Annotated in this window: 16 protein-coding genes; 12 read left to right on the top strand and 4 right to left on the bottom strand. The window is 61.2% G+C overall.

What is annotated here, in order from left to right; genetic code table 11:
* Positions 1-33: 33 nt before the first annotated feature.
* Positions 34-1,557 (bottom strand): nitric oxide reductase transcriptional regulator NorR, encoded by a 1,524-nt coding sequence (gene norR / locus ACFWHB_RS21035; RefSeq protein ID WP_395949187.1) that lies wholly within the window; start codon positions 1,555-1,557, stop codon positions 34-36.
* Between the two features lie 171 nt (positions 1,558-1,728).
* Here norR and norV point away from each other — a divergent pair, with 171 nt between their 5' ends.
* From norV to ACFWHB_RS20985, 10 genes are all read left to right on the top strand, one after another.
* Complete coding sequence (gene norV / locus ACFWHB_RS21030; RefSeq protein WP_395949186.1) at positions 1,729-3,261, top strand: anaerobic nitric oxide reductase flavorubredoxin; 1,533 nt, start codon at positions 1,729-1,731, stop codon at positions 3,259-3,261.
* Positions 3,258-4,424: an NADH:flavorubredoxin reductase NorW gene (gene norW, locus ACFWHB_RS21025; protein ID WP_395949185.1), complete on the top strand. Its 1,167-nt coding sequence runs from the start codon at positions 3,258-3,260 to the stop codon at positions 4,422-4,424. The genes norV and norW overlap by 4 nt, the downstream gene beginning before the upstream one ends.
* Before the next feature lie 51 nt (positions 4,425-4,475).
* Positions 4,476-4,814, top strand: coding sequence for a DUF1971 domain-containing protein (locus ACFWHB_RS21020; protein ID WP_395949184.1), 339 nt, complete (start codon positions 4,476-4,478; stop codon positions 4,812-4,814).
* 141 nt (positions 4,815-4,955) lie between these two features.
* Positions 4,956-6,173: a 4Fe-4S binding protein gene (locus ACFWHB_RS21015; protein WP_395949183.1), complete on the top strand. Its 1,218-nt coding sequence runs from the start codon at positions 4,956-4,958 to the stop codon at positions 6,171-6,173.
* 133 nt (positions 6,174-6,306) lie between these two features.
* Positions 6,307-6,390, top strand: a complete 84-nt coding sequence (tnaC, locus tag ACFWHB_RS21010; protein WP_080675260.1) for a tryptophanase leader peptide — start codon at positions 6,307-6,309, stop codon at positions 6,388-6,390.
* Positions 6,391-6,592: 202 nt separating this feature from the next.
* Positions 6,593-8,059, top strand: a complete 1,467-nt coding sequence (tnaA, locus tag ACFWHB_RS21005; RefSeq protein ID WP_106885423.1) for a tryptophanase — start codon at positions 6,593-6,595, stop codon at positions 8,057-8,059.
* Positions 8,060-8,129: 70 nt separating this feature from the next.
* On the top strand, positions 8,130-9,344 hold the full coding sequence (locus ACFWHB_RS21000) for an aromatic amino acid transporter (RefSeq protein WP_111913051.1): 1,215 nt from the start codon (positions 8,130-8,132) through the stop codon (positions 9,342-9,344).
* A 238-nt stretch (positions 9,345-9,582) separates the two neighbouring features.
* Positions 9,583-10,800 carry an aromatic amino acid transporter gene (locus ACFWHB_RS20995; protein WP_163135450.1) on the top strand — a complete coding sequence of 406 codons (1,218 nt, stop codon included), beginning with the start codon at positions 9,583-9,585 and terminating at the stop codon, positions 10,798-10,800.
* A gap of 160 nt (positions 10,801-10,960) precedes the next feature.
* Positions 10,961-11,341, top strand: a complete 381-nt coding sequence (locus tag ACFWHB_RS20990) for an amino acid-binding protein (RefSeq protein ID WP_234569979.1) — start codon at positions 10,961-10,963, stop codon at positions 11,339-11,341.
* 24 nt (positions 11,342-11,365) lie between these two features.
* Positions 11,366-12,046, top strand: a complete 681-nt coding sequence (locus tag ACFWHB_RS20985; protein ID WP_393937690.1) for an ArsR/SmtB family transcription factor — start codon at positions 11,366-11,368, stop codon at positions 12,044-12,046.
* 161 nt (positions 12,047-12,207) lie between these two features.
* On the opposite strand, the gene ACFWHB_RS20980 is transcribed toward ACFWHB_RS20985, so the two are convergent.
* Positions 12,208-12,435 carry a lipoprotein gene (locus ACFWHB_RS20980; RefSeq protein ID WP_162627386.1) on the bottom strand — a complete coding sequence of 76 codons (228 nt, stop codon included), beginning with the start codon at positions 12,433-12,435 and terminating at the stop codon, positions 12,208-12,210.
* 478 nt (positions 12,436-12,913) lie between these two features.
* Positions 12,914-13,864 (bottom strand): transposase, encoded by a 951-nt coding sequence (locus ACFWHB_RS20975; RefSeq protein WP_395949182.1) that lies wholly within the window; start codon positions 13,862-13,864, stop codon positions 12,914-12,916.
* Positions 13,865-14,016: 152 nt separating this feature from the next.
* On the opposite strand from ACFWHB_RS20975, the gene ACFWHB_RS20970 reads away from it, so the two are divergent.
* Positions 14,017-15,179, top strand: a protein-coding gene (locus tag ACFWHB_RS20970; protein ID WP_395948442.1) for an IS3 family transposase whose coding sequence is annotated in 2 segments (ribosomal slippage) — positions 14,017-14,272 and positions 14,272-15,179 — 1,164 coding nt in all. Because the reading frame shifts where the segments join, the coding sequence is not laid out codon by codon here.
* 132 nt (positions 15,180-15,311) lie between these two features.
* Positions 15,312-15,875: a hypothetical protein gene (locus tag ACFWHB_RS20965; protein WP_111913549.1), complete on the top strand. Its 564-nt coding sequence runs from the start codon at positions 15,312-15,314 to the stop codon at positions 15,873-15,875.
* Positions 15,876-16,045: 170 nt separating this feature from the next.
* Here the strand turns inward: ACFWHB_RS20965 and glyS are convergent, their stop codons facing one another.
* The gene (gene glyS, locus ACFWHB_RS20960; protein ID WP_171277115.1) at positions 16,046-18,115 is read right to left on the bottom strand and encodes a glycine--tRNA ligase subunit beta; all 2,070 of its coding nucleotides are present in this window, start codon (positions 18,113-18,115) and stop codon (positions 16,046-16,048) included.
* Between the last annotated feature and the right edge of the window lie 2 nt (positions 18,116-18,117).

Here is an 18,117-nt window from a genome sequence, read left to right as displayed (position 1 = left end):
GGGGTTTTTGTTTTTGGGGCCCTGCGCCGCCCCTCAGGGCTTGAGGCCGAGCCGCCGGGCGAGCCGGTGCAGGTTGCCGCCGTCCAGCGCCAGCGCCCGGGCGGTGGCGGCCCAGTTGCCGTCCTGGGCCGCGAGGGTCTGCTCTATCAGCTGGAGCTGGAAGGCGTCGGTGGCGGCGCGCAGGCCGAGGCCGGTGGCAACGGACGGGGCTGGGGTGGCCGTGCTGGCGGCAGGCGGCGGCGAGACCGCCGCCCCCAGATTGAAGTGGTGGGCGTCCAGGGCCGGGGACTGGCTGCCCTGCTCGGCCCGGGCCAGCACGGCGGCTCTGTGGATGGCGTGCTCGAGTTCGCGCACGTTGCCCGGCCAGTCGTGACCCTCGAGCAGTGCCAGCGCCCCGGGCAGGATGCGCAGCCGCTCCAGCCCCAGGCTGACCCGGCAGCGTTCGCAAAAATAACCGGCCAGCAGGGGAATGTCGCCGGGGCGTTCCCGCAGCGCCGGGGCCAGGATCGGGAAGACGCTCAGCCGGTGGTAGAGATCGCTTCGAAACTGCCCCTCGACCACCGCCTGCTTCAGATCCCGGTTGGTGGCCGCCAGGATGCGCACATTGACCTTGAGGGGGGGGTCGTCACCTATGCGCTGCAGATCCCCGTATTGCAGCACCCGCAGCAGCTTGGCCTGCAGCGCCAGCGACAGCTCGCCAATCTCGTCCAGAAACAGGGTGCCCCTGTCGGCCAGCTCGAACTTGCCCGCCCTGTTGTGGATGGCGCCGGTGAAGGCCCCCTTCACGTGACCGAACAGCTCGCTTTCGGCCACCGACTCCGGCAGGGCGGCGCAGTTGAGATAGACCAGGGGCGCGCCGGCGCGGGGTGAGCCCTGATGCACCGCCTTGGCGATCAGCTCCTTGCCCACCCCCGTCTCCCCCAAAATCAGCACGTTCAGCTCCGAGCTCGCCACCACGTCTATCTCGTGGCGCAGCCGGGCCATGGCGGGGGAGTGGCCTATCATCTCCGGCTGGCCCTCGGCATGGGGGGCTGAGGCGAGGGGCTCGCTGCTCTGGCGGGCGAGCCGTTCCAGCAGCAGGGCGTTGCTGAGGGCGGCGGCGGCCAGGGCCCCCACCAGCCGCAGCTCTTCGTCGCTGATGCCGTCGAACTGGGTCGGGTTCATGCCGTCTATGGTCAGGGCACCGATGAGGGTCTGATCCGAGAAGAGCGGCAGGCCGACGCAGGCGTGCACCTTGAAGTCGTCGTGATCCGGGATCAGGCCGTCATAGGGGTCGGGCAGGTTGCTGTCGGCGGGGAAGCGCACCACGTCGCCAGCCCGGGCTATGGCCTCCATGCGCGGGTGATCCTTGAGGGCGAAGCGGCGGCCCAGCACGTCCTGCATCAGGCCGTCGATGGCCAGCGGGATGAACTGGCCTCCCTCGTAGCGCAGCAGGGCAGAGGCGTCCGAGTGCAGCAGGCTGCGCACGCTCTGGATCAGACGGTGGAACCTGTCCTGATGGGAGATGCCGAGTTGCAGGTCGAGGGCGATGCGCGCCAGGCTGTCGGTCGAGATCACGGTAATTGTCCAAATGACAGTGTGTTTGTGGTTTTGACTATAAAGAGTGATTGTCTAAATGACAATGTTGGATGTGAGTGTCAAGCAAAAACAATAAGTTATAAGTTGGCACGTCAACTGCAATAGTCCGTTCAGTCGCACATTCGCTATTGCCTGCTGAGGAACAACTTGATGAGCATTCACGTCAAAAACAACATTCACTGGGTCGGCCAACGGGACTGGGAGGTGCGCGACTTCCACGGTACCGAGTACAAGACCCACAAGGGCACCAGCTACAACAGCTACCTCATCCGCGAAGGGAAGAACGTGCTGATCGACGCCGTCGATCACAAGTTCAGCCGGGAGTTCGTGCAGAACCTGGCGGCGGAGATAGATCTCGCTTCCATCGATTATGTGGTGATCAACCACGCCGAGGAGGATCACGCCGGCGCCCTGACCGAGCTGATGGCCCGCATCCCCGGCACCCCCATCTACTGCACCCACAACGCCATCGACTCCATCACAGGTCACCATCATCACCCGGAGTGGAACTTCCAGCCGGTCAAGACGGGCGACAGCCTGGATATCGGCAACGGCAAGCAGCTGGTGTTTATCGAGACCCCCATGCTGCACTGGCCCGACAGCATGATGACCTACATGACGGAGGATGCCGTGCTCTTCTCCAACGACGCCTTCGGCCAGCACTACTGCGATGAGCACCTGTTCAACGACGAGGTGGATCAGACCGAGCTGATGGAGCAGTGCCAACGCTACTACGCCAACATACTCACCCCCTTCAGTCCCCTGGTGACCGCCAAGATCAAGGAGGTGCTCGGCTTCAACCTGCCGGTGAGCATGGTGGCCACCTCCCACGGCATCGTCTGGCGCGAGGACCCTACCCAGATCATCCTGAAATACCTGGAGTGGGCCGACCACTATCAGGAGGATCGCATCACCCTCTTCTACGACTCCATGTCCAACAACACCCGCATGATGGCGGACGCCATCGCCCAGGGCATCCACGAGGTGGACCCCGGCGTGGCGGTGAAGATCTACAACGTGGCCCGCCACGACAAGAACGAGATCCTGACCCAGGTGTTCCGCTCCAAGGGGATACTGGTGGGCTCCTCCACCATGAACAACGTCATGATGCCCAAGGTGGCGGGCATGCTGGAGGAGATCACCGGCCTGCGTTTTCGCAACAAGTGGGCTTCTGCCTTCGGCAGCTATGGCTGGACCGGCGGCGCCGTGGACAGGATCCAGACCCGGCTGATGGATGCTGGCTTCGACATCAGCCTCTCCCTCAAGGCCAAGTGGCGCCCGGATGGCTCGGCGCTGGCGGAATGTCGGGAGCATGGTCGCCAACTCGCCCGCCAGTGGGCCCTGCATCCGCTGGAGGCGCCCCGTCCGATCATCACAACTAGCGTCGCAGCGGCTCCGGTAGTTGAGGCAGGAGTTGTGGTTGAGGTGGGTGTCCCCGCTTTTTCTGGTGCGATGGAGCTCCCGGTATCTCGCGGCGTGGCCCCGATCACCTGCGAGCAGGACGATAACCAGCCCATGCTCTGCACCGTCTGCCAGTGGGTCTATGACCCGGCCCAGGGCGAGCCGGATCAGCTGGTGGCGCCGGGCACTCCCTGGGCCCAGGTGCCTGACAGCTTCCTCTGCCCGGGCTGCGGCATCGGCAAGGAGGTATTCGAACCCTGCGCCGTGGAGGCCTGTGTATGAACGCAGCAACCCTGAATGACGCCGGCATCAGCCGGGAAATCGTGGTGATCGGCAGCGGCTTCGCCGCCCAGCAACTGGTCAAGAGCCTGCGCAAGCTGGATGGTGAACAGCCCATCCGCCTCATCACCGCCGACAGCGGCGACGAATACAACAAGCCGGACCTGAGCCACGTGGTGAGCCGGGGCTGCGCCGCCGCAGCCATGACCCGGCTGAGCGGCAGCGACTTCGCCGAGCAACAGCGCATCGCGCTGCTGCCCCACTGCCAGGTTCTCGGTATAGATCCCGCCCGGCGCACCCTGTTGACCTCGCAGGGCAGCTTCCCCTACGGCCAGCTGGTGCTGGCAACCGGCGCCAGCGCGGCGCGCCCCGAGATACCGGGCAGCGAGCATCTGGTGACCCTCAACAGCCAGCAGGAGTATGCCGCCGCCGAGGGGCTGATCCAGCAGTCCAGACGCATCATGATATTGGGGGCCGGGCTGATTGGCTGCGAACTGGCGATGGATATGGCGAGCGCGGGGAAAGTGGTGACGCTGGTGGATCTGACCGACAGCCCGCTCAGCGCTCTGCTGCCTGCCACCCTGATCCAGCCGTTGCAACAGGCGCTGCGCAGTCAGGGAGTCAGCCTGCAGTTCGGGACAGGTATTGCCAGAGTGGACGCCCAGCCCGGCGATGGCTGGCGAGTGACCCTGACCGACGGCCGCACCTGCGAGCAGGATCTGGTGATCGCCGCCATTGGCCTGAAGCCGAATATGGCCCTGGCCCAAGCAGCCGGACTGGAGGTGGAACGCGGCATCCTAGTCGACGACATGTTGCAGACCAGCGATCCCCATATCTTCGCGCTGGGGGATTGCGTGCAGTGGCGGGGTCAGCTGCTCCCCTTCCTGCAACCCATAGTGCTGGGGGCCAATGCGCTGGCCCGCACCCTGCTCGGCACCCCGACTCCGCTGATCCTGCCCCCCATGCTGATAAAGGTGAAGACGCCGCGCTACCCGCTGCAGCTGGCGGGCCGCACCAAGGGCGAGGATCTCGCCTGGCAGTGCCGCTGGAACAGCCACGGCATGGTGGCCGAGGCGCGCGACGAAGCTGGCGAGCTGTGCGGCTTCGTGGTGGGGGGCGATCAGATGAGCGCCGCCTTCCCGCTGCTGCGCCAGCTGCCCCGTTGATTCATCGATAACGCCAGGCCGGGTTGACCCGGCCACCTGAGGAGAATTGATATGTCTATGCAACTGATACCGTCTCACTGGGTGGTGCGTCGTTCCACCCCCTTCTTCACTCGTGACAACGTGCCCCAGGCCCTGCTCAGCCACCACAACACGGCGGCCGGGGTGTTCGGCCAGCTCTGCGTGATGGAGGGCACCGTCACCTATCACGGCTTTGCCGACGAACAGGCCGAGGAGCCGGAGCTGAGCCTGGTGATCCGGGCCGGGGAGTTTGCCACCAGCCCGCCCCGGTACTGGCACAGGGTCGAGCTGTCGGAGGATGCTCGCTTCAATATCCACTTCTGGGCCGAGCAGGGTTCGTCGGATCAGCCCCTGTTCAACAGCCGAAAATAATAAGGTTCAACAGTCGCAAAGGGTGAGCGCCGGTGGGATCCATCCTGATGAATGGCCCCTCTGCCCATGCAGATCAAAATAATCAATTCAGATGTTCGTTATCCTGCCCCCTTATCCGAATGAGTGCTATGAGGGAGATGCATGAGCCTGATTGAAGCCATGACCATGGTGGCTGGCCTGGTCTATCTGGTGCTGCTGGCGTGGCAGGCGCGATCGGGCTGGCAGTGGCGCCTCGCCCTCGGCCTGCAGCTCATGCTCTGGTTGCTGGTGGCGGACAGCCTGCTCTGGTTCGCGCTGGGGCTGGTGGTCGTCCCCCTCGCCCTGTGGCACAGACACCGGCCGCTGCCGGCACTCGGCGGGATCAACAGCCAGTCGCTGCGGGCCTGGACCCGCCAGCTGCTGCTGCTCTGCTGGGGGCTGGTGACTGTGCAGTACGGCATCCATATCTGGCAGCTGGGGCAGGGGATACCCCCCTGGCTGGTGCGCCCGGATGTGGTGGACGGCTTCCTGCCCATCGCCGGCGGGTTGGGGTTGCGGGCCTGGCTAGGCCAGGGGCTGGTGGATCCCCACCATCCGGCGGCCACCATCACTGTGCTGGTGCTCTGCCTGTCGGCCCTGCTGCTGGGGCGGGCCTTTTGCGCCTGGTTCTGCCCGCTGGGGCTGGTGGGGGAGTGGCTACACGGCCTGCGCTCGCGCCTGTTGCCGGGGGAGTGGGTACCGCCCCGCTGGCTGGATTGGCTGCTGCGGGCCCAGAAATTCCTGGTGCTCGGCTTCCTGCTCTTCATCGTATTGCTGGCGGTGCCTGCCGCCGCCCTGCCCGGCTACTTCACCAGCCCCTACCATCAGGCGGCGGACATGAAGATGGGGGCCTTCTTCTTCAACCTGACCCTCATCTCCGGCCTGTGCCTTGGCTGGGTGCTGTTGCTCACCGCCACCTTCCGCCAGGGCTTCTGCCGCTACCTCTGCCCCTACGGCGCCTGGCTCTCTTTACTCGGCCTGCTGACACCGCTGCGCATTCGCCGGGATCTGGCGCGCTGCCTGCGAAGTGCTGGCCACGACTGCGACAGGTGCAGCCGGGCCTGCCCGTCCCGCATCCAGGTGCACCAGCTGATCGCGGTGCAGAGCCTCGAGTGCAGCAACTGCATGAGCTGCGTGGCCGCCTGCCCCAAAAGCGCCGATGCACTGCAGCTGGGCAGCAGGGCACGCAGGCTTGAGCCCCAGTGGCTGCTGGGTCTGCTCTGCCTGTTGCTGCTGGTGTTGCCGCTGCTCGCTTACGGCCTGCTGGAGTTCTGGGTCAGCCAGACGCCGCTCGCCGACCGCTACGAGTTGCTGCAACGGCTGCCCTGGTTGAATCATTGAGCCGTCGGCGGGGGTGTATAAAAATCCCCCGCCAAACTGTTAGCGCCATCCCAAATTGCTCATGTCGCAATTGATCCTTGGGCGGGGCCCCCCATAATGGATTGCGTTATTGGTCGTTGTTAATTTCAACCAGATGAGCAACAACATGAATATCATGATCACCTCACCCAAGTGGTTTACCCTGGATCATAAAATCGCTTTCTTCTTCCCGCTGTAATATCCCCCGCGGCGCTTGTGCATTTATATGGATGCAACGAGTCCGTCTGAATTCCTGATCTGAAATAATCTGCACTGGCGCTCGCCTTATTTATTGGCGAGGCGATGTCGTGCACCCGATCTCATTATTTGCCAGCTGCCAACCATTATTGATGGCGGGTGATGAGACTCATCCTGAATATTTAAAGCTAGGGTGTCTATCCATGGAAAACTTCAAGCATCTTCCCGAACCGTTCCGCATTCGTGTCATCGAGCCGGTCAAGCGCACCACCCGCGCCTACCGGGAGGAGGCCATCATAAGGGCGGGCATGAACCCCTTCCTGCTGGACAGCGAAGACGTCTTCATCGACCTGCTGACCGACAGCGGCACCGGTGCCATCACCCAGGACATGCAGGCCGCCATGCTGCGCGGCGACGAGGCCTACAGCGGCAGCCGCAGCTACTACGCCCTGCAGAAGGCGGTGCAGGAGATCTTCGGCTACTCCCTCACCATCCCCACCCACCAGGGACGCGGCGCCGAGCAGATCTACATCCCGGTGCTGATCAAGAAGCGGGAGCAGGAGAAGGGGCTGGATCGCAAGAAGATGGTGGCACTCTCCAACTACTTCTTCGACACCACCCAGGGCCATACCCAGATCAACTGCTGCGTGGCGAAGAACGTCTACACCAAGGAGGCGTTCGACACCTCTGTCACCGCCGACTTCAAGGGCAACTTCGATCTGGTCAAGCTGGAGGAGGCCATCCTGGAGGCGGGGCCAGCCAACGTGCCCTACATCGTCAGCACCATCACCTGCAACTCCGCCGGGGGCCAGCCGGTATCGATTGCCAACCTCAAGGCGGTCTACGAGATCGCCAGGAAATACGACATCCCCGTCATCATGGATTCGGCCCGCTTCGCCGAGAACGCCTACTTCATCCAGCAGCGCGAGCCCGGCTATGCCGACTGGAGCATAGAGGCCATCACCATGGAGTCCTACAAGTATGCCGACGGCCTCGCCATGTCGGCGAAGAAGGATGCCATGGTGCAGATGGGGGGCCTGCTCTGCTTCAAGGACGACAGCATGCTGGACGTCTACACCGAGTGCCGCACCCTCTGCGTGGTGCAGGAGGGCTTCCCGACCTACGGCGGTCTGGAGGGGGGCGCCATGGAGCGGCTCGCGGTGGGACTGCGGGACGGCATGCGCCAGGACTGGCTGGCCTACCGCATCGGCCAGGTGCAGTACCTGGTGGACGGCCTGGAGGCCATAGGCGTGGTGTGCCAGCAGGCGGGGGGACATGCGGCCTTCGTGGATGCGGGCAAGCTGTTGCCCCACATCCCGGCGGATCAGTTCCCGGCCCACGCCCTGGCGTGCGAGCTCTACAAGGTGGCCGGCATCCGGGCGGTGGAGATAGGCTCCCTGCTGCTGGGGAGGGATCCCGCCACCGGCAAGCAGCACCCCTGTCCGGCGGAGCTGCTGCGCCTCACCATACCGCGCGCCACCTATACCCAGACCCACATGGACTTTGTCATCGAGGCCTTCGGCGAGGTGAAGAAGAACGCCAGGAACGTGAAGGGGCTCGACTTTATTTATGAGCCGGCTGTGCTGCGCCACTTCACCGCCAGATTGAAGGAGATCGAGCCTCAGGGTCAGGCGGTCAGCAAGAAGAGTGAAAAATTAATAGAAGCATAACGAGTCAGGGGCACTTAATCAGGTGCCCCTTTTTTTTCACAGCTCTGTGAAATTTCGGGAGTGACAACACATGACATCGAAACCATCCGTGACGGGAGGGGCCTGCATTATTGCCAGCGTCTGTGTCGGCGCCGGCATGTTGGGGTTGCCGAGTGCGGGGGCGGGCGCCTGGACCAGCTGGTCCTCGCTGGCCATTATTCTCACCATGATCATCATGACGGTCTCCGGCTGGATGCTGCTGGAAGCCTTCAAGCCCTATGAATTGACCGCCTCCTTCAATTCGGTGACCAAGGATCTGCTCGGTCACAAGATAAATATCTTCAACAATCTGACCGTCTATTTCGTCGGCGGCATTCTGCTGTACGCCTATATCACCTCCTCGGGTCTGATCCTGAGCGGCCTGCTCGGCATCAATAGCCAGCTGGCCTCGGTGCTGTTCGTGCTGGTGTTCTCCTGCTTCGTCTGGCATTCGACCCGGGCTGTGGATCGGATTTCGGTCGTCTTGATCGCCTTTATGGTGCTGAGCTTCGTGTTCGGGGTGTCGGGCCTTGCCGCCAACATAGACGCGACCATGCTGTTCCACTCCCTCACCGAGGAGCTGGGTCAGGCGCCCTATGCCCTGGCCATGCTGCCGGTGGCGCTCACCTCCTTCGGCTACCACCACTCGGTGGCGTCGATGCGTGCCTATTATGGCGAGGAGCAGAAGGCCAAGCAGGCGATCCTGGGAGGTACCCTGATCGCGCTGGCGCTCTACCTGCTGTGGCTGCTGAGCATCTTCGGCAACCTGCCTCGCAATGCCTTCGGCCCCATCATCGCCAAGGGGGGCGACGTCGATGTGCTGCTCGGGGCGCTGGCCTCGGTGATCGAGTCCAAGCGGGTATCCAACGCCATCAACCTCTTCTCCATGGCGGCCATCCTCTCCTCCTTCATCGGGGTGGGACTGGGGGTGTTCGACTATCTGGCGGATCTGTTCAAGTTCGACAACAGCCGCCAGGGCCGTGCCAAGTCCTGGGGCGTCACCTTCCTGCCGCCTCTGGTGTTCTCCTTGCTGTTCCCCTTCGGCTTCGTGGTGGCCATCGGCTATGCCGGGGCGGCGGCGACCGTCTGGGCCTGTATCATCCCCGCCCTGCTGGCGAAAAAATCCCGGGAGCTGGCGCCACAAGGGGGCGGCTTCAAGGCCCCCGGTGGTCAGCCCATGGTGGTGGCCGTCATCCTGTTCGGGGTGCTGACGGCCATCTTCCACCTGATGGCCATGGCGGGTATGTTACCCATCTATACCGGTTGACCTCAGCCCTCCGGCAAGCCGACAGGGGGCGTCTGCGGGCGTCCCCTGTGGTGTCTGGCGCCTGAACCGCCCAAAACTTGGTACTAACGGCCGGATATCGCCCCCATTTCCCATCAATTCGCCCCCGGATTTGATACCCGAAGGCATGAAGGGTAAAGTCCCCCGGCGCCAGCATTGGCGAACGCAGGAGAAGCACGGCGGCGCGCCGTGACCAGTCAACAATCCGTTTGGGGGAGTAATGGAACAGAAACCATCGTTGGTGGGCGGGGCATGCATCATTGCCGGCGTCTGTGTGGGAGCCGGTATGCTGGGACTGCCGAGTGCGGGCGCGGGAGCCTGGAGCCTCTGGTCCATGCTCGCGGTGGCGCTGACCATGGTGGTGATGACGGTCTCTGGCTGGATGCTGCTCGAATCCTACAAGGGCTATCCGCTGCGCGTCTCCTTCGATACCGTGACCCGGGATCTGCTGGGGAACAAGGTCAATGCCCTCAACAACCTCAGCGTCTATTTCGTCGGCGGCATTCTGCTCTACGCCTATATCACCTCGGCCGGTCTCATCATAGATGGCATGACGGGGATGGGCAGCCACTGGGCTTCCGTGCTGTTCACCCTGGTCTTCTCCGTGCTGGTGTGGCACTCCACCCGGGCGGTGGACCGCATCTCCGTGCTGCTGGTGATCCTGATGGGGCTGAGCTTTGCCTTCGGCATCTCTGGTCTGTCGATGAACATCCGTCTCGATCTCTTGCTCGACAGAGTCGGCAGTGAGACCCACTACGCCCCCTATGCCCTGGTGATGCTGCCGGTGGCGCTCACCTCCTTCGGCTATCACCACTCGGTGTCGTCCATGCGGGCCTACTACGGCGAGGAGCGCCGCGCCAGCCGCGCCATCCTGGGGGGGACCGTCATCGCCCTCACCTTCTACCTCATCTGGCTGGTGAGCGTGTTCGGCAACCTGCCCCGCAGCGAGTTTGGCCCGGTGATCGAGCAAGGGGGCAACGTGGATGCCCTGCTCAAGGCCCTGGGCTCGGTGATCGAATCCAAGGCGGTGGCCAATGCCCTCAACGCCTTCTCCATGGCGGCCATTCTCTCCTCCTTCATCGGGGTGGGCCTGGGGGTGTTCGACTATCTGGCGGACCTGTTCAAGTTCGACAACAGTCGCGCCGGTCGCGCCAAGTCCTGGGGCGTCACCTTCCTGCCGCCTCTGGTGCTCTCCCTGCTGTTCCCGTTCGGCTTCCTGGTGGCCATCGGCTATGCGGGTGCCGTAGCCACCCTGTGGACCTGCATCATACCGCCGCTGCTGGCCTGGAAGGTGCGCAAGGCCGCGCCTGCTGGCAGCGCGGGCTTCCGCGCTCCCGGCGGTATCCTGATGATAGGGCTGGTGATCCTGTTCGGGGTGCTGACAGCCGCCTTCCATCTGCTCAACATGGCGGGGCTGCTGCCTGTCTATACCGGCTGATCGGCATCCCTTGCGATCTTATGTAGAAAAAGCGGCGCCTTCGGGCGCCGTTTTGCTTGGGTCGTCACGGGCAGAAGGGGTGGACACTTCGTCCGCCATCGAAGCGTTGCCCCGGCCATGGCATTACTCTGCGGACTCGAGTCACCAAGGAGAAGCAGGGATGTACGATATTCACGTGATGCTGCCCGATAACCCGGGCACACTGGGGCAGTTCGGGAGCTTGATGGGGCGGGCCGGTGTCAGCCTGGAAGGGGGCGGCATGTTCACCCTGGGGGGCGCAGGCCATGCCCACTTTCTGGTGGAAGATGGTGCCGCTGCGGCCCGGGCCGCCGAGCAAGGGGGGCTGGAAGTGGTGGCCGTGCGCGAGGTGCTGGTGCGCCGCCTCAAGCAGGAGGTGCCGGGGCAGCTGGGGGCCATCTGCAGCGCTCTGGGGGATGCCTCTGTCAACATCATCACCCTGTACAGCGACCATGCCAACCAGCTGATCCTGGTGACCGAAGACATCGACAAGGCCCGCAGGGTCACGGCAGAGTGGCAATGACAGGGGCAAGCAGAGAGTAGCGAGATGAGCAAGCAGGAGAGCCTGGAACAAGGTCTGGCGCAGGTGGCGGCCGCCATCGCCGATGGCAGCCGCGCCCGCATGCTGTGCGCCCTGATGGATGGGCGTGCCTGGACGGCGACCGAGCTGAGCCTGATGGCCGAGGTGTCGGCATCAACCGCCAGCCACCACCTGGCCCGGCTCCAGCAGCAGGGGCTGACGGCCTGTGTCCGGCAGGGAAAACATCGCTACTACCGCATCGCGAGCCATGAAGTGGCGCTGGTGGTGGAGCAACTGATGGGGCTGGTGGACATGGGCACGGGGGCGCTCAGGAGCAAGACCCCGGAGCGGCTGCGCTTTGCCCGTAGCTGTTATGACCATCTGGCGGGCGAGCTGGGGGTGAGGCTCCATGACGGTCTGATGAGCCAGGGCTGGCTGGAGGCTGAGGGCCATGGGCTGACCCCGCAGGGGGAGCAGCATCTTGGTCAGCTTGGCATCGACTGCGTGGCGACTGGCAAGCGCCCCTTTGCCTGCCACTGTCTCGACTGGAGCGAGCGGCGCATGCATCTTGGCGGCCAGCTGGGTGCCCGCCTGCTCGGCCATATGCTGAACAAGAGGTGGCTGGTGCGCGGGCTGGAGAGCCGTGAACTGACCCTGACCCCCAAGGGGAAACGGCAGTTGCAACGGCAGCTCGGCATCGTGCTTTGAGGCGCCATGGTCTTGCCGGGGGGGCTGAGAGTCGGGAGCTTGGCCACAGGTTGATTGATTACGGCCTTTCCATTGCTGCCTAAGGATAGAAAGCCCCAAACATGGTCATCATATGGGGCTTTTTATTCTGGGCAGATATTGTTTCAGGCGGTCATAGGGGGTTATTCCATCGGGGTCAGACGGAAGCCTTTGCCTTGCATGCACAGGTTGATCAGCTCTGCCTGCTCTTCATCCTCGATCCTGTTGAGTTTGACCTGATATTGGCACTCGGATAAGGCATCTGTTCTCTGGGCTTCAGAGGCACCCGCTTTCGTATATTCACTGCTGGGAGTGGAGGAGCAAGCACTCAGTACCAGAATGGCGCCAAGAAGAATAAGGTGACGTTTCATGAAAGTGCCCTTTGAAATGATGCATATTGAAAATGCTGCCAATATGTTGCTCTAGCCGTTGGCCCGGCAGCTATCCCGGTCAATCCTATGACAGATATTTCGCCATTATATAGACCCCTGACTTTCAGATATTAACCGGGGCTGAATGAAGGCGCAGAAAGCATGATTGCCTTGCCGTCCAATTCATCTCCTCCAAGACATAACCCCATCGAAAGACACCGACAGGTCAGCATCCTCTCCCCCCTGAATTGGTCTCTTAATTGGGACACCCACTTGATGGGAAATGGCTGATAACCTGAAAGCCCCATTCGTGTGCAGGCTGATTCCGGGGATGGAAGGCATGAAACTGCGGTGGTAGTGCGAGCTGTGAGCTTGAGCGAGCGTCAGTGGCTGCGAGTTGGTAATCAGTGCCCGTACAGCGTCAAAGAGGGCTGCTGTCATCGATGGATTGGTGGTGAACTCGCGAGGTTTGCAGGTATCAAGGACTGGGCTGATAACATCGCGTCTGGCCACAATGGACGGCGTAGCGCTGGCAGCAAAGCTTGTCACCAAACGCTCTGATACCGTGGCGCCGAAACAGGGTGACTTGCCCCAACCATTGCCCCTCTTCTATGCCCAGGCGCTGGAGCACAGGTGCGAGATGGTGCGGGATATGGCCATGCTTATCGAGGCGAATGGCTCGCCCTGTCCAATCCACCAGTGCCAGATAATCGGCAAAATAGCAGGGGAGCGCCTCTAGCTTCCCCTCTCTCGCAAAAGGCAGCAGCAAGGGGGTCTGTGTGGCTAGATCAGCGGTTTGCTCGATACGTTGTTGGATGCTGGTGAAGTCGCTCTCCTCCGGTGTGGTCGCGATGCCAGCTCGAATGGGATTGAGGTCGACATAGGTCATGCAGGCCAGCAGCGCCGACTCGGTGAGCAGAGCCTGGCTTTTGAAGCGCCCCTCCCAGAAGTGGCCCTTGCAGCCGTCTTCCTGATTGGCCTGGCGGGCCAGCGACTCGTTCAGCAAGCGCACCAGCCAGCTGATGGAATGGAGGCGCTCCCGCCACTGGGCGATCAACTGGTGCACAAGGTCCAGCTCGGGTGCTATCAGTTCCTCTCCCTGATACCAGCGCCGCACCAGCAAGGGCCACTGGAACAGGCGGGACCAGCGCTCTGCCACTTCCCGTTCATTCCACTCATGGGCAATGTTGGCCTGCACCTTGAGTACCAGATGATAGTGATTGCTCATCACGGCATAGGCGCAGATGCCGATAGCAAAGACCTGCGACAGCTGGCCCAGCTTGTCGGCAACCCATTGGCGTCTGTGCTCGTAGCTTTGGCCGGAGTGATCATCCTGGCCGCAAAGAAAGGCGCGCCGGACACAGCGGCTGACTACATGGTAATAGGGCGTATCGGCGAGGCTGATCTGACGTGAACGGGCGATGGTCATGGCTGCTCTCTCCTCAGGTCTCACGGTTTAAGGAAAGTGGAGGAGGCGTGAGTTGTCAAAGCTGGGATTAGGTGGGTGTCCCAGTGTAGTGGTCTAATCATCCCGGACACCATTTTAGGTGGTACAGTCGCCACCATGACTTGAGGTGTTCAATGACCAGATTACGTCGCTCATTTACTGCTGAATTCAAACTCGAAGCCGCATCCCTGGTACTCGACCAGGGATACTCTGTCCCCGAAGCCAGCCGTTCACTGGATGTCGGTGAAACCATACTTCGCCGATGGGTTCAGCAGCTCCAATCCGAACGAACCGGCACCACCCCAATCGGCAAAGCGCTGACCCCGGAGCAGCAGAAAATCCAGGAGCTGGAAGCCCGCATCAACCAGCTCGAGCGCGAAAAGGACATTCTAAAAAAGGCTACTGCTCTCTTGATGGCGGACGAGTTCAAACGTACGCGCTGATAGACCGATTAAGGGAGCAAGCCCCCATCACTCTGGTCTGCTGCGCTTTCGATGTGCCAACATCCTGTTTTTACGACTATCTGGCCCGCAAGCGGACGATTAACCGTGAGCGGATGCAGCAACGCAGCGAGTTGCGCCGTTTGTTCAAAGAGAGCCGGAACTCAGCGGGCAGCCGCGCCTTGATGTCGATGATGCGAGCGCTGGGGCATCAGATTGGCCGATTCAAAGTGCGCAGTCTGATGAAGGAGGTCGGTCTGGTATCCAAGCAACCGGGCGCTCATCGCTATCAGGTCGCCCGGTCTGAACGACCGGATATTCCCAATCTGCTGGCCCGTGAATTTGATGTCCAACAACCCAATCAGGTGTGGTGTGGCGATATCACCTACGTCTGGGCAGGTGGTCGTTGGAATTACCTGGCGGTGGTGCTCGACCTTTATGCCCGCCGAGTCGTGGGCTGGGCGATGTCTGACAAGCCTGATGCAGAGCTGGCAATAAAAGCGCTCGAGATGGCCTATCAGCAGCGGGGTTGCCCATCAGGTGTGCTGTTTCACTCAGACCAAGGCAGCCAATATGGCAGCCGGGCATTTCGGCAGCGGCTGTGGCGCCATCGCATGACCCAGAGCATGAGTCGGCGTGGCAACTGTTGGGATAATGCACCGATGGAGCGGTTGTTCAGGAGTCTGAAGACAGAGTGGCTCCCGACAACGGGATATATGAACCTGCGGGAGGCGAAGCGGGATATCAGCTATTACCTGATGGATTACTACAACTGGCGGCGTCCACATCAACACAATGACGGGAGCGCGCCAGCAAAAGCCGAGGATCGGCCTAACCAAGTGTCCGGATTTAGTTGACCACTATACGGCTTCTGTGTTTTTCTCATTAATGATATTTTTATAACTTAAATTATGGTGTTTAGATAGAGCTCTTGATAACTATACATTATTTTCATAATGATTTTTACGAATTAAAAGGATTAGAGGAAGATGGGGACGAGTTGGCAAGATGTTGCATTGGAGTCGGTTAAAATATTAGGCCCTGCTATAATCACAGCATTAGCAGCCTACTTTACAGCAAAGTTTCAATTTAAAATAAAGGTGAAGGAGATTGTTGAAAGTAATAAATTTAGAGCCCATGAACGAATATTTGATTTTCATAAGTCGAAGTATGATTTATTTGACAAGGCAATATTGAATATCAATGAGGGTTTTGGTTTCTTCGCAGGTTTATCCTTGTCAGAACAAAACGAACAAGGCGAGATAAAGCGGTTTGTTGCTAAATATTTAAGTGTGTATATAGAAACAGCTCCGCTTGATTTAAAGCAACTTATAGATGAGTTTTACCACGTCTCTGAATTACACGCATTAGAATTTGAAAGATTAAATAGGCAGTTGCTAATAGCTGAAGGAATATCAACACCTACGAATCAAGAAGAAATTAATGATGTTATTGTAAAGTTGCTGGTGATTTATGGATTTGCTAATTATTGCGGTAAAATACTAACTGAGAGGCAAGTGGTTAGTATTTTTGATAAATACATAGAAAGATAATCTTTTGTAGTGCTAGTTCGTGACTCTAAAATTAAGGAGTTCTGGTTTTACATATTCTTATTGAGTTGGTTGAAACTGATATAAGAGCCATGATTATTTAAATGCTTAGCTAGATTTCAAAAAATAGGCGCCCTTGGGCGCCTATTTTATACCGATCAATCTAACCAACATCACTGCAGCAGCGAGATATCCGCGACTTGCAGGAACAGGTTGCGCAGGTTGTTCAGCAGCGCCAGACGGTTGGCCTTGAGGGCCTCGTCGTCGGCCATCACCATCACCTCGTTGAAGAAGGTGTCGACCGGCTCGCGCAGGGCGGCCAGACGGGTGAGGGCAGCCTGATAGTCACCGGCCGCGAACAGCGGTGCCAGCTCGCTTTGCAGTGCAGCAACCTGGGTGGCCAGCGCCTTCTCGGCGGCATCGACCAGCAGTTCCGGTTTGACGGCAGTCGGCAGCTCGCCTTCCACCTTGGCCAGGATGTTGCTGACGCGCTTGTTGGCGGCAGCCAGTGCCAGTGCGGCATCCAGGCTGCGGAAGTGGCTGACGGCCTTGACGCGACGATCGAAGTCCAGCGGGCGGGTCGGGCGGCGGGCCAGCACGGCCAGCACCACGTCGGCACCTATGCCTTCGTCCTGATAGGCGGCGCGGAAGCGGCCCAGCATAAAGTCGACCACGTCGGTGACGACGGTGTTGTTGGTCAGCTTGTCGCCGTAGACGCGAACGGCTTCTTCCACCAGTTCGACCAGATCCAGGTCCAGCTGCTTCTCGGTCATGATGCGCAGGGCACCGATGGCGGCGCGACGCAGGGCGAAGGGATCCTTGTCACCCTTCGGCAGCATGCCGATGCCGAAGATACCGGCCAGGGTGTCGAGCTTGTCCGCCAGCGCCACGGCGCAGGCTTCCAGCGCGGACGGCAGGGCATCACCGGCGAAGCGCGGCATGTACTGCTCGTTCAGGGCCACGGCCACCACTTCGTCTTCGCCGTCGTGACGGGCGTAGTGCATCCCCATGACACCCTGGGTGCTGGCGAACTCGCCGACCATGTTGGTCATGAGATCGCACTTGGAGAGCAGGCCGGCACGCTTGGCCTGAGCCACGTTGGCACCGATGCGCTCGGCGATAAAGCCGGCGACGGTCTCGATGCGCTCGACCTTGGCCCGGACTGTGCCGAGCTGTTGCTGGAACAGCACGGTTTCGAGGCGCGGCAGGCGGGAGGCCAGGCTCTGCTTGAGGTCGGTCTTGAAGAAGAACTCGGCGTCAGACAGACGGGGGCGCACCACCTTCTCGTTGCCGCTGATGATCTGGCTCGGGTCCTTGGACTCGATGTTGGTGACGAAGATGAACTTCGGCAGCAGCTTGCCGCTCTTGTCGTAGACCGGGAAGTACTTCTGGTCACCCTTCATGGTGTGCACCAGCGCCTCGGCCGGTACCGCCAGGAACTTCTCTTCGAAGTTGGCGGTCAGCACCACAGGCCATTCGACCAGGGCGGTGACTTCTTCCAGCAGGGCGTCGTCCAGATCGGCGACGCCACCGAAGGCGGCGGCGGCCGCTTCGACGTCAGCCTTGATCTTGGCCTTGCGGGCCATAAAGTCGGCCACCACCATGCCGCGCTCCAGCAGGATCTGCGGGTACTGGTCGGCATTGTCGATGGTGAACTCGCTCTCGCCCATGAAGCGGTGACCGCGAATGGTGCGGGCGGAGTCGATACCCAGAATGTGAGCGGGAACTAGATCCCCATCCAGCAGCAGGGTCACGGTGAACACCGGACGCACGAACTGGATGCTCTTGTCGCCCCAGCGCATCATCTTGGGGATGGGCAGCTTGGCCAGCGCTGCGGCAACCAGTTCGCCCAGCAGATCGACGGCCGGACGGCCTTCCACCTTGGCGGTGTGAACCAGCCACTCACCCTTGTCGGTGACCAGACGCTCGGCCTGTTCAACCGTGATGCCGTTGCCACGGGCCCAGCCTTCGGCAGCCTTGGTCGGCTTGCCTTCGGCATCGAACGCCTGGGAGACTGCCGGGCCGCGCTTCTCGACGCTCTTGCTCGGTTGCTCGCCGGCCAGCTCACTCACTTTCAGCGCCAGACGGCGCGGTGAGGCGAACCACTCGACGTCACCGAAGGCCAGATCGGCCTTGGTCAGCTCGGCTTTGAAGTTGTCGGCAAAGGCTTCGGCCAGGGAGCGAAGGGCCTTGGGTGGCAGCTCGGCGGTGCCGATCTCTACCAGAAATGTATGTTGTGCCATGT

The sequence above is a fragment of the Aeromonas mytilicola subsp. aquatica genome, from assembly GCF_044336385.1.
GTDB lineage: Bacteria > Pseudomonadota > Gammaproteobacteria > Enterobacterales > Aeromonadaceae > Aeromonas > Aeromonas rivipollensis.
The sequence above is the reverse complement of the archived record's forward strand: the minus strand, read 5'-3'. Positions and strand labels throughout refer to the sequence as shown.